Raw genomic sequence first — 12,396 nt, 5'->3', positions numbered from 1 at the left:
AACATTGCCGTAACCTGGCCAGGCCGCCGCCGGGTTTACCGCTACTTTTGGCCGGCCGTCGCCCGCCCGCGGCGGCTAGGCGGCTTTCGCACTGCCCTACCCCCCGTTGGCCGGGTAATGACTCCGGTTGGGCCAAAACCGGGGGGTAGGGCGCGCGGGCCCTCGTTCCTTTGTTACACTTCCACCGGCTGGCTGCGCCAGCTTCCCCCTCCCATGTTGTTTTCCATGACTGGCTTCGGCCAGGCCCGCCGCGAAACCGAGCGCTACGCCGCCACGGCCGAGCTGCGTTCGCTCAACTCCAAAACCCTCGACCTCACGCTACGCCTGCCCCGCTTCCTGCAAGCGCACGAGCTGGATATCCGCCAGCAAATCACCAAGGCCCTGCTACGCGGCAAAGTCAATTTCAACCTCGATTTCAGCCGCCCGGCCGGCCCCGCGGCCGCCGGCCCGGTCCTTAACCAAGCTGCCCTCAAGGCCGCCTACCACGAGCTGCAGCGCACCGCCCAAAGTCTGGGCCTGCCCGTGGGTGAGGCTACCCTGCTGGCTGCCCTGCGCCTGCCCGGCGTGGTGCCTACCCCCGCCGAGGCCGCCCAGGCCGAGAATATCCCCGCCGACGAGCCCACCTGGGCCGAGCTGCAACCGCTGCTTACGGAGGCGCTGGCCGCCATGCAGCAGTTTCGCCAGGACGAGGGGGCCACTTTGCAGCAGGAAATTCTGGGCTACGTGGCCACCATCCGGCAGCAGCTGGCCGCCGTGGAGCAGCACGACCCCCAGCGCATCCTGCACGTGCGCCAGCGCCTGAACGCCCACCTCGCCGAGCTAACCCAGCACGAGCAGTTCAACGCTACCCGCTTCGAGCAGGAGGTCCTGTATTATATCGAAAAGCTCGACATCGCCGAAGAGAAAGTGCGCCTTGCCGCCCACCTCGACTACTTCGAGCTGGCCACCCGGCAGCCCGACGAGGCCGTAGGCAAAAAACTGGGCTTCCTGGCCCAGGAAATCGGCCGCGAAATCAACACCATCGGCTCCAAGGCCAATGATGCCACCGTGCAGCACCTAGTGGTAGGTATGAAAGAAGAGTTGGAGAAAGTGAAGGAGCAACTCAATAATATTCTCTAGTTAAATCCAAAGTGCAAGTGCCTATCGTAAGGTAGGATGAAAAAAAGGCTGCATCTTTCCAGGGCCTTTTTTAATTTTTAGAAGAAAATCTGACTACCCCGCTGCCTTTTCTGAGCTATAAAGAAACAGAATGTGCTTTAATAGTAAACAGCTAAAAACTAGTTTTTCAGTCTGTTAAAGCTAGAATAGAAATTGTTCTTCTTCAAATCAGCCTACTTTAGGGGGTGAATTAAGAAGTGAGTTGAATTTGCATTTTGTGTGTAACTTCGGTTCAGAAATCGACGTAAGAAACCAATTTAGGTTTACCACTTTTATCATACTCCCATGAAGACACTCGTACTCTTGCTACTGACCAGCTGCGCCAGTGTACTGATGGCCGCCCGCCCGGCCTCGGAGATTGAGCTGATAAAAAAGCACGTCCTGAGCGAAAAGGTAGAAGTGCTGATTCCTAAAGGATTCGAAGTGATGACCGAGCAGCAAATGGACTTTGCCTACGCTCATGCCAGCAGCCGCCCCAGCGTAGTATTTACCAATAACAACCTGGTGTCGCTAGCCTTCAACTATTCCGACAACGATGCCGACCAGGACATGGTGGAGATATACGAAAGCAACTTCGCCAAAGCTTACCACAAGCAGTACAAGCAAACTACCTTTTTCGGCGAAGGCATGAAGGAAGTAGGCGGCCGCAAAGTGGGCTACCTCGAATTTATGAAGCCGGAAATGGGTCACGAAGTCTACACGCTGGTTTTCTTCACCGACGTGCAGGGCAAGCTGCTCATCTGCACCTTCAACTGCGCCGACCGCCAGAAGCCCGAGTGGGAGCCGCTAGCCAAGCGCATCATGGCCTCGCTGAAAGCCAACGGCTAATAAGCCAACGGCAAAGAGTTGTTGCATTGCCAGGCAACGGGGACTATCGCTGGTCCGGTAGTTAAGCGTTAATAGGTGTTATCTATCGTTAATGGGTTTATTGTTAGGCTATTGAGCATATTATTACTTATTTATTATTAGTGAATTAACAATAGGCTGCCCCGGCAGTAACGCAAAAACCCCGGCCCATAGTGGGCCGGGGTTTTTGCGTTACTGCGCCTGGCGCTAACGCGAGCTGCTCGCTGCGCTCGCCCCCGAACTGGAAAGTTAGCGCTACTGCGCGCCCTGTGCGTTCAAAAAATCGCGGGCCAGGCCAAACGCGCCGGCGAAGCCGGCCAGCGAGAGCGCGGCCGGCTGGTCGTGCACGTCGTGGTAGGCGAGGCTACCGCCGCGGGTGTACATAAAAAAAGCCGGTACCCCGGCTTCCGAAAACGGAAAGTGGTCGGAGTTGGCGGCCGGGCCGCGGGCAGTGAGGCGCGGCAGGTAGTGGTGGGCGTCGTTGAGAGCCGTGAGGCGCTGGTAGGCCACTGGGTAGGTGCGGCCGTTGACGACGGTGGCACCCTCCTCGCCGGTACCCAGCAGGTCGAGGTTGAGCAGAAATTTGATGCGGGCCAGGGGGATGAGCGGGTGCTGCACGAAGTACGTGGAGCCCACCAGCCCCGCCTCCTCGGCCCCGAACAGCAGAAAGGCCACCGAGCAGGCCGGCTGGTTTTCGGGCCGGGCGTAGTGCGCGGCCAGCTCCAGCAGCAGCGCCACGCCGCTGGCGTTGTCGTTGGCACCGGGGAAATAAACGTGCTTGCCCATCGTGCCCAGATGGTCGTAGTGCGCCGATACCACTAGAAAGCTATCGGGCTGCGTGCGCCCACGCACCACGGCCGCCAGGTTTTGGGTGGGGTAGGCGCGGCGGAGCCGGGCATCAACTTGCAGCGTAACCAGCGCCTCGTTGCTCGTAGCCCAGACGGGTAGGCTGGCGGCGAGCACTTCCAGTTGCGGATGCTGCTCTTGCCCGTCCGCCAGGGAAGCCGTGAGCTTGGGCACGATGTCAAGGTGCGGGGAATTGGCATATTGGGCGGCCAAAGCTGCGTTGGCTGGCTGGTTAAGTAACGTCTCGTCACGTGCCCGCACCAACAGCGCGCCGCCGTAAGCTGGGTCGAGCCGGCCGGAAAATAATTGCGTGTTGGCCGCCATCGCATCTTGGTAAGCCAGCGTATCGGGGTAGTTTAGGTAATAAGTGCTGAGCCCAACCGAGGGGCACGCAGGCGCGGCGATAAAGTCAATACCCGGCCGCAACGTCACTTGCCGCGGCAAAATAGCCGCGGAAGCCTGCTTTGATAAAGCCAGCTTCAGGCTCAACTTCCCCGGAAAGGTGTTCACATCCAGCGTAAAGGGTTGAGTATAACTAGGAGCCAGCGGTTGTAAGGCCAGTTGTTGCAGGCGACCGCGCAGGTAGGCGGCGGCCCGGTGCTCGCCCTGCCGCACGTAGCCGCGGCCGCGCATCTTGCTGGAAGCCAGTACCGCGATGGTGCGGCGGGCACGGGGTAGGTCAGGCTCGGTTGGCTGGGCGCGCAGGGGTAGGGCCAATGCCAGCAGCAGCCCGGCCGCCAGGGCCGGCGGCCGGCGGCGCAACAGGGGTAGCAGCAGTACTACCAGCGCCGTACCGATGGTATCGCTCAGCAGGTCGCTCCACTCGGCGTGGCGGCCCTGATGCATCACGTATTGCAGCACTTCGATGCTGGCCCCAAACGCGACGCAGCCCACCAGCACCAGCCCGGCCGCCCGGCCGGCCGACTGCCCCGGCCGGCCGCGCAGCCACAGCCAACTGAGCCCAGCCAGCACCGCGAACACGCCCGCGTGGGCGGCCGTGTCGAAGGAAATCAGCTTCCAGGCCGGCGTAACGGGCATATCCTGGGCCGGGGTGAGGGTCAGCAGTAGCATAGTGGCAATCCAGACCAGCGTGAGAAAGCCGTAGAGCCGGTGGGCGGAAATCTTCATAAAGCGTGATAATAGGTAGGTAGTTGGGGGATAGGTATTCTGTTCAGAAAGGATGCGGCCAATAGCGCGAATTGGAAAGTTCGCGCTACTGGCTCAACTACCTACCTCACTTCCGCATAAAAAAACAACGTCATGCCGCGCGGGGCGGAGCATGACGTTGGATTGGGGGGTAGGCGGAGTGCGAGGAAAAAGCAGTGAACGGGGACCACGCCAGCTACGCGCCCACCAGCTCGCCGTAGGCCGCAGCCGAGAGCAGGCCGGCGATTTCGCCCTGGTCCTTCACCTTCATTTTAATGAGCCAACCCGAACCGTAGGGGTCAGAGTTGACGGTTTCGGGGGCGTCGGCGAGCTGCGCGTTCACCTCCAGCACCGTGCCGCTGATGGGGCTAAACAGGTCCGAAACCGTCTTCACGGCCTCTACCGTGCCAAATACGTCGTGCTGCGCGATGTCCTTATCCACGGTGTCGATGTCCACGTACACGATGTCGCCCAGCTCGCGCTGCGCGTGGTCAGTGATGCCGATGGTGGCCGTATCACCGTCCACGCTAATCCATTCGTGGTCTTTGGTGTAGTGCAGGATAGCAGGAATGTTCATCTGTAAAGGAGTAAGGGAGTAAATGAGTAAGGGCGCGGGATTGGGTCGGCGTGGCTACAAAAGTACGTAGCCGCCCGCGTCGCGCCCGCTACCCGGCTTCCGGCGGCCTGCATCGCCACCCATTTCCTTACTCGGCTACTCATTTACCCTACTGCAAGCTGTAGCGCAGCAGCACGCCGCCCTCGGTAGTGGCGTTGCGGAAAGCATTGCTCACGCGGGGCTGGGTAATGGTTTGGGTGAAGTAGAATTGCAAGTTGAGACGGGCGTTGAGCAGGTAGTCTACGGTGGGGCGCAGCTGCACTTGCAGCGAGCCGTTGGTAATCTGGCTGGTGGCGGTGCCAGGGTCGCCCACTACGGCCGGCGTGCCAATGACCGTGCCCGAGCCGGGGGCGGCCGCCACGGGGTCAACCGAGTTCAGGATGCTGCGCTGGATGGTGGCATTGTCGCGGATGCTCATATCGAGGCGGCCAGTGAGGTTATTCTTAAGCGTGCGCTGCTCGCCGCCCACCCGGAAGGGCAGCTTGAGGCCGGTGGCGGCGTAGCCCAGGCCAATAATCAGCTCAGTGGTATGCAGCTCGGTTACCTGGGCGTTGGTCACGTTCAGAGCCACGGCGCGGCTGGTGTTGTACTGCACCCGGCCGGTTACGTTGTTCACAGTCTGGAAGTTGACCCCGATAAAAGGTGCCAGGCTCTCCACAATGCTCACCTGCCCGATAACGTAGTACGGCACGTACTGCCCGGTCGTGTTCCGCATGTAAGGAAAGGGGTTGTTGGTATTGCCAAACGTAGGCTCGGTCGCGTATTGGGTTGAGGTGGTGTAGCCGCCCAGGTTATACACCGACGAGTAGGCGTGGTTCACCGTAAACGAGCGGAACACGCTGCGGATGGCCGGCAAATCGGAGAAGCCGTTGTACTGAACGGTCCAGTTGGGCAGCGGAATGACGCCGAACGGGTTGTAGCTCTTCGCCACGTAGCCATCCGACGACTTGCCGTGGTAGGCATCCAGGAAGCTCTGAATCAGCACGTCCTGCGAGTTGTAGCTGTAGAGGCCTACCGTCTGGTTGGTCTGCGTCGTCACGGCCGGCGTACCTATCGTGGAGGTCACTATTTGGGTAAACGTTGGGTTAGCCGCCTGCAAGCGCTCCTGCACAATGCGCCGGTTTTGCACGAAGCGCTCGAACGCTTTGCTGGTTTCGCCGTTGGCGCTCAGGTCGCCGAAGAGCGTCTGGATGGTGACGGTGGTGGTGCTGAATGAGCCCGTGCCCAGCGCCTGGGTAGGGGCCAGGCGGCCGTCGGCGTAGGCCACCAGCGTGCCAAACTGCTGGTAGGTGGCACTAGTCGTGTCAATTGCCTTGCGGTAATACGCCTCGGTGTTGCGCACCTTCTGGCGTCGCAAATCCAGCTGAATGTTAAAGCCCCGGAAAGGCTCTAGCGTGGTGCGGGCGGTCAGGTTTTCGGTCAGAATATTCGACAGCGGCGTGTTCAAATATTGGCTCTGAGACGTGTACCAGTTCCGCGCGTTGGCGTAGCCGTACAGCTCGCTAGGCTCGTATTGCTTGCCCAAAATAAACGGAATGCCGGGAGCCAGCCCGCTGCCAAAGCGGTTGTCGAGGCCCACCTGCTGGGTAGCCGGCAGGTAGCCCGGCAGCAGCGTGCCGTTGGAGCGGACGTAGGTGAAGTTTAAGGTGCGCGCTGTCATCACGGCCCGCAACACGGCCTTCACGAAGCGCAGGGGGTCTTTGCGGGCCGTGTCGGGCGCGGTGGGCTTGGGGCGGCCGGGGTTGTTGGGGTCGGGCTCGGCTGGGCGGGGGGGGGTAGGGGGCGGCGCGTTGTTGATGATGTTCAAGAACTTGACCTTGTTGTAGAGCTTCACCAGGTCAATCTTGCCATTGGCGCTCATCTCGGCGTTATTTTGAATGGTGTTGCCCAGGCGCAGCACCGTGTCGCCGGGTATCACGGGGTTGGTAATGGTAAGGGCCGTAGAGGCCGCCTGCCAGGTATAGTTGGCCGCGTAGCGCGCATCGGCCGAGAGCCAGTCGGTAAGCGGAAACTTATCTAGCGGCAGGCGGTAGGTAATGGCTATGCGCTGGTTGAAGTTGGTGGTGCGGCCGCCACGCTTCAGGTTGTTCCAGAGCTGCGCGCGGTTGCCAAGGGCGACGTCGCTGTTGCCCACGCTCTGGCCCACGCCCTCGTCTACCACGCCGCGGTTGGTGGCGGTGTAGTCGAAGGTCAGGGCCTTGGTAAAGGCCCAGTTTAGGTCATATATTCGGTTGATGTAGAAAGACTTGTAGAACACGCCCGCAATGCCCGCCGTGGTGGGTAGGGAGCCGGGGTCGGTCACGCGCTGCAAAAAGCGCTCGTTGTAGCGCCGGTCGATGTCGGTGCGGAACGAGAAGCGCGAGGGCAGAGGGGTGAAGTTGAGCTGCTGAAAAATCTTGAGATACGGGTTATCCAGGGCCTTCACGCTGGCCAGGGGCGTGTAGTTGCGCGGGGTGGTCTGGTACGTGTAGGCCAAGGCCGCGGTGTACGACTGCGTGTAGTCGCGCTGGGTGTTGATATCGGTGTGCAGGCGCTCGGTGATGGCGTAGCTCACGGCCACGTTCTCAATATCCCAGGGGTGAGTTTTAGTCTGGGTCGGGGCGCGCTCCTTGCGCAGGTTCAGCACCGAGATACTGCGGGTGGTGGTGCGGTCCACCACCAGGTTCTTATACGCCGCCGCCGCGTTGGGGTCCTTAAATTTCAGCAGGCTCTGCTCTAGCTTGGTGTCGGGGTCGAGGGGGTCGTACTGCGGGGTGATGGTCTGGCGGCCCACCTGCACCAGCACCGGCACCCGCAGGTGCGCCTGGGGGGGTAGGAACTTCTCGGCCGCCACCGTGGCGTTGAGGTCGCCGCGCAGCACGTCGCTGGTCGAGCGCTGCTGGGCCTTGTCTTGCAAGCCCCCGAAGCCCACCCCGATAAACGAGCCCGTGGCCGTGATGTTGGCCAGGTCGGCGAGCTTCACGTTCATCCGGGCGTTGGCCGCCCAGCCGCCCTGGCTGTCAAAGTCGAATACCCGCAGCTCATCGGCCCACACCGTCACGCTTTTGGCGCGGGCGTCGGGGTTGGTCTGGTTGGCGGCCGGGTTCAGAATGCCAATCATGGCCCCTTGCAGCGCCGACAGGTCGGGGTTGCCGACCACCGTAATGGTGGCGTTCGGGTTGTTAGGGTCCTGAATGGTGAAGGGCAGCACGTAGTTGACCGTAGCCTGTTGGTTGCGCTTAGCCTTGGCGTCGATAAAGCTTTGCAGCGAGAAATCGAGGGCGTTGGCCGTAGGCCACACTAGGCTCTGGTCGGTAGAGCCCGCGGCCGTGATGGCCAGCGGAATGGAGTACTCGTAGTAGTTCTGGCTGTAGTCGGTGCCAATGCGGATGAACACCCGCACGTCGCCGTCGGCGATGGGGCCGTTCAGCGCCTCGCCATGCAGGTACATGCGCAAGCGCTTGTAGCGCAGTAGATTGGTAGTAAGGTTTTTGTACGCGGCCTTGGCGTAGCCGTCGCTCAGATTGGTCACGGTCAGGCGCAGGCTCTGCTCGTTCTGCTGCCGCGACACGGCCGTGGAGCCGTACTCAATATCGCGCTGGATGTTGGGCGGCACCACGTAGGGCACGGCCCCGGTGGTCGTAACGCTGGCCGCCGACGGGCCATTCTCCTCCACGCTTACCGTCGAGATGGTGAAGGCCTCGGCGTCGTTGCCAATGTTGGGGCTGGGGCTGGCCAGGGGGTCCGCGATGCGGCTCGCATACTGCCGCCACTGGTTGGCCACGAACTGCGGCTGCACCAGGCGTAGCACCACCGGCTGCTGCCAGTTGGTCATGTACATCCGCAGGAAGCGAATGTTCTTATAGCCAAACTCCTGGCCGTTGTTGCCCTGCACGCGGCCGGGCTTGCGGATGGGCACCCGGAACTGGTACCACGTCACCGGGTCGCCGTTGGCCTGCCCGTTCACGGTTATCGTGTTGGTTACCTTGTCCGTAATAAAGCCCTGGCCCACCGCAAGCTGGCCCGGCCGCAGCGGAATCTGGTACTCGTAATACTGCTCGGTGTTCTGGATGATGTTATCGCGGTTCAGGTCCTCCTTGTCGGGGTAGGCCGTGGAACTGAGCTGCGAGTTTTCGGGCGAGTTATTTTCGTAGTTATCGTAGTTTTTGTAGCGGCCCAGCAGCTGGGTACTAGCCGCGTCGTAGCTCGGGTCGAGGTGGTGGCGGAAGTCGTCGTTCGAGGGGTCAGCCAGCGCCCCGTAGCCCGGAATAGCATTGAAAAATACCTGCTCATCGGCGTCGGCCAGGCCGTCGAGGCCCACGTCCTGGCTGGCCCGCGCGCCAGGGGTCGCGTTGAAGGCATCGGTCAGAAACTGCTGGGTAGTGACCACGCCGTAGGGCGAGGGCTGCGTGAAGCCGGCCGGGTCGCCGGGCACCGGTAGGCCGTTCTCAAACTCGTGCTGGCCCTGGTCGCGCAGCACGTCCTCGCTGATGTTGCCCAGGTTAATGAAGAGGTTGCCGCCCGTCGTGTTGTTTACGGCCGGGTGTTCCGAGTCGTCAATCTTGCCCCGGTCGCCGGGCAAAAACGGGTCCATCAACCAGAATTCCAGGTACTCGACGTTAGCGTTGTCGAAGTCCGTATCGAAGGTGATACCCCGCGAAATGCCGCCGAACTTATTATCGGGCAGGCCCGCCGCCGGGGAAAAATTACGGCCGTCGCCCAGCACGTTCGGCGTGTAGTTGTAGGGCCCGCGCTCACCGGGGTAGTACGCCATATCGAAGGTGTACTCGTAGCCGTTGCCGGTCGCGCCCAGGTCCTTGTTGGGGAATACCTCATTGCGCGGAATGCCGCGGGTGTAGTGGTTATTAAGCGTAGCGGCCGTGATGCTCTGCGGCACGCTGGGGCCATTGGTATAATAGCTCTGGTCGATGGTGTACCAGGCCAGCTTGGCGCGCTGGTAGCCGTTGGCCAGGCCGTCGATGCCGTAGCCCTGGATAGGACTAGGGGTAGCAGCCAGCCGCCACGACGGAATGGCGGCCAGCCCGCCCAGCGTGTAGGGCGTACGGGCGTTCTCGAAGTCGTCGAGGTAGCTCACGCCGTTTTCGCCGCGCCCCAGCTGCGCCTGACCCGCGATGAGCTTGGCTACCTCGCCGGTGAAGGCCACCGTCGAAACCTCCTTGGTAGAGAGGAAGGGCAGCTTATCCACGAGCTTGGTGAGTACCCGGCTGTCTTTGCGCAGGCTCACATCGGCCCCCAGAATGGTGTTGTTGGCCGGCTCGTCGCCGATATTCACGCGGTTGATGCCGGGGGCCTGGTTTTCCAGAATGTGCATGGCCGTGAAGCCCAGCAGCACGTCCTTATTGGCCGCATAGTCAAAGCGGGCTCCCAGCAGCTTGCGCGGCTGCACCTGCACCAAGGCGTTTTTCTCAAACGTTACCCGCAGCTCATTGGCCGAGTTGAGGTAGGCCGCGTTGAGAATCTTGACCTTGGCCTGGTCGTAAAATACTTGGTAGTCTACCCCCTCCGTAAGCAGTGTTGAGCCCGCAAACACCTTCACCGAGCCCTGCGCCACCCCAATGCCGGGCAGGCTGATTTCGTCGGTGCTCACGCCCTGGTAGCGCCCGCGCAGGTAAAACTTATCCTTGGTTTGCTGCTGTTGGGCGTCGCTCTGCGTCTGGTCATACAGCGCCTGGTACACGTACTGGCGCACCCGCGCCTGCTCGGCGGCCGCGATGGTCGGGTTGGCGTTGGTGGTGTCAAACTGCGCCCGCAGGTAGGAGCCGAAGGGCTGCACGCTGGGAAAAATAATTTTGCCCAGCTCAGGGTCAATGGTGATGCCGGGGAAAAAGTCGAAGTTGCCGTCCGGGTTGCGGTCGTTGTTGGGGTTCACCCTATCCAGCCCCAGCACCTGAATGAGCGGCAGGCCCTGAATGCGCACGCCCTCCTTCAGCGAAATCAAGTCTACCCCCGTAATGTCGTCCTTATAGATAATTTGGAGCTGAAAATTGTCCCGGTTTATCTGCGAGGTATTCAGGGGGTAGACGTTTTTCATCATCAAATCCCAGGTCGGCGTATTATGAAGCCGCTTGTAGTACTGGCTCACCAGCGGGTCCTGCACATTCACCACGCCCACGCCGGGGTTGGTGGCCTTCAGCATCTTGAGGAAGATAACGTCGCTCTGGCTGGCGTTGCCGCCGTACTCGGTCTGGGTTTCGCCCACCGTGTAGGGCTTACCGTTGTAGAGATACTCGTAGCTTACGGCCAGCACCTGGTCGGGCAGCAGGGCCGTGTTCAGGTTCACGTAGCCAAGCTGAGCATTGAAGGTATACTCGCGCGGGTCGAGCTTGCGGGCGCGCATCCGCTCGTAGTCCACGTTCTTCATCAGCGGTACGCCGCCGCCGCCCGTCAATGGCAGGTTGTTCAAAAACGTCTCCACCTGCAAGTTGTCGCGGGTGCTGCCCGGCGCGGTCAGCGAGCCGTAGAGGCGGTTGGCGCTGTTCTTGGGTACCGCGTAGCGGCCCGAGTCGGTGGTCGAGAGGTAAAACGCCGGGCGGTAGAGGCGTCGCGCGTGGGCTTCGCCCAGGTCGGCGAGGGCCACCACATTGCGTAGGTTGTCGGTGGTGCGGTTGTCGTTGGTGACCCACACCTCCAGGCGGCGAATCTCGAAGCCGCTCTGCACGGTGGGCAGGCCGCGCAGCGTCTGGTCGTACTTATCCCGGAAGTATTGCGACAAAAAGTAGTGCCGGTCCTTCTCGTACTGGCTGGCCTTCAGCTCGAAGGTGCGGCTCTGGGCCCCGTTCTGGACCCGCACCTCATCTTGCGAGCCGCGCAGGGTCGCGGCCACGGCCGTCACGCCGAGCCGCCCGAATTGCAGCTGGGTCTTAATACCAAACAGGTTGGAGCCGCCCGTTATTAGCGAGTTGTTCAGGGGCATACTCACGTTGCCCAGGTCCAGCTTGCGGATGATGTCGGTGGGCTGCCCGGCGTAGTCGAACTTCATCTGGTTATCGAAGTCGAAGGCCGCCCTGGTGTCGTAGTTGAACGTGAGTTTGAGCTTGGTGCCCACCTGGCCGCTCAGGCTCAGGTTCATGTTTTGCTCAAAAATGAAGTCGCCCACGCTCTGCTGGCGCAGGGTCAGGGCGGGGTTGCGGTTCACGTTGTACTTGGCCCCCGCCTTGAACGTGAGCGAGCCCGCGGGCCGGATATCGACGTAGGAGCCGCCAAAAATGCGGTCGGCCACCGGCCCGAGGTATATTTTAGGAATCAGGCGCTGGGCCTGCGCGCTGCCGGGGGCTACGGGCGCGCCGGCCACGCCGCCCATCGCCTTCTGCCGGTAGTAGTCGTTGATGGCCTGCCGCTCCTGGTAGCGCAACAGCTCCTCCTGCGAGATAATGGTAGGGTTGCGGTAATCTATTTGGTCGCCTACCGTTTCGCGCACGCTGTAGTTTTTGAGGCTATCGTCGGGCGTCACCTGCAGCTTCACGTTCTTGGGCAGGGGTAGGATGAGCGGCGAGCGCCGCCCGCGCGGCGAAAACCGGCTACCCTGGCGGTCGCGCACGGTGCGCAGGCGCGGGCGGCGGCTGGGCCGGTAGCGGCCGGTGTCGGCGGGCGCGGCCTGGCCGGGCGCGGTTTGCAGCGGGCCCGGCAACCCTAGCCGGCTTACCCACGTACTCCACGCAACCGGGTAGCGGCGACCCGCCGCGCCGGCCGGAGCCCACGCGGCTGCCAGCAGCACCGAAGCCACTACGGCAGCTGCCAGTAGTGCACCGGGACCCATGAGTTTAGACGTAGCAGATAGTAGAGAC

The 12,396-nt window shown here is 61.7% G+C and carries 5 protein-coding genes; 2 read left to right on the top strand and 3 right to left on the bottom strand.

The window, feature by feature from the left end:
- The first annotated feature begins 213 nt into the window (after window positions 1-213).
- Both LC531_RS14315 and LC531_RS14310 read left to right on the top strand, forming a co-directional pair.
- A complete protein-coding gene (locus LC531_RS14315) occupies window positions 214-1,119 on the top strand; it encodes a YicC/YloC family endoribonuclease (protein ID WP_223651339.1) in 906 nt (301 codons plus the stop codon).
- Between the two features lie 324 nt (window positions 1,120-1,443).
- Window positions 1,444-1,986, top strand: a complete 543-nt coding sequence (locus LC531_RS14310; protein WP_223651337.1) for a hypothetical protein — start codon at window positions 1,444-1,446, stop codon at window positions 1,984-1,986.
- 273 nt (window positions 1,987-2,259) lie between these two features.
- On the opposite strand, the gene LC531_RS14305 is transcribed toward LC531_RS14310, so the two are convergent.
- The 3 genes from LC531_RS14305 to sov form a co-directional block, all read right to left on the bottom strand.
- Window positions 2,260-3,978 (bottom strand): VanZ family protein, encoded by a 1,719-nt coding sequence (locus tag LC531_RS14305; RefSeq protein WP_223651335.1) that lies wholly within the window; start codon window positions 3,976-3,978, stop codon window positions 2,260-2,262.
- Window positions 3,979-4,192: 214 nt separating this feature from the next.
- Complete coding sequence (gcvH, locus tag LC531_RS14300) at window positions 4,193-4,573, bottom strand: glycine cleavage system protein GcvH (protein WP_223651332.1); 381 nt, start codon at window positions 4,571-4,573, stop codon at window positions 4,193-4,195.
- Between the two features lie 148 nt (window positions 4,574-4,721).
- Window positions 4,722-12,368 (bottom strand): T9SS outer membrane translocon Sov/SprA, encoded by a 7,647-nt coding sequence (sov, locus tag LC531_RS14295; protein ID WP_223651330.1) that lies wholly within the window; start codon window positions 12,366-12,368, stop codon window positions 4,722-4,724.
- Window positions 12,369-12,396: the final 28 nt, after the last annotated feature.

The organism is Hymenobacter psoromatis (assembly GCF_020012125.1).
GTDB classification, from domain to species: Bacteria; Bacteroidota; Bacteroidia; order Cytophagales; family Hymenobacteraceae; genus Hymenobacter; species Hymenobacter psoromatis.
The sequence above is the reverse complement of the archived record's forward strand: the minus strand, read 5'-3'. Positions and strand labels throughout refer to the sequence as shown.

Coding starts and splice junctions, on each gene's coding strand:
- LC531_RS14305 (WP_223651335.1), bottom strand. CDS start 3,978: ATGAAGATTTCCGCCCACCGGCTCTACGGCTTTCTCACGCTGGTCTGG.
- sov (WP_223651330.1), bottom strand. CDS start 12,368: ATGGGTCCCGGTGCACTACTGGCAGCTGCCGTAGTGGCTTCGGTGCTG.
- LC531_RS14315 (WP_223651339.1), top strand. CDS start 214: ATGTTGTTTTCCATGACTGGCTTCGGCCAGGCCCGCCGCGAAACCGAG.
- gcvH (WP_223651332.1), bottom strand. CDS start 4,573: ATGAACATTCCTGCTATCCTGCACTACACCAAAGACCACGAATGGATT.
- LC531_RS14310 (WP_223651337.1), top strand. CDS start 1,444: ATGAAGACACTCGTACTCTTGCTACTGACCAGCTGCGCCAGTGTACTG.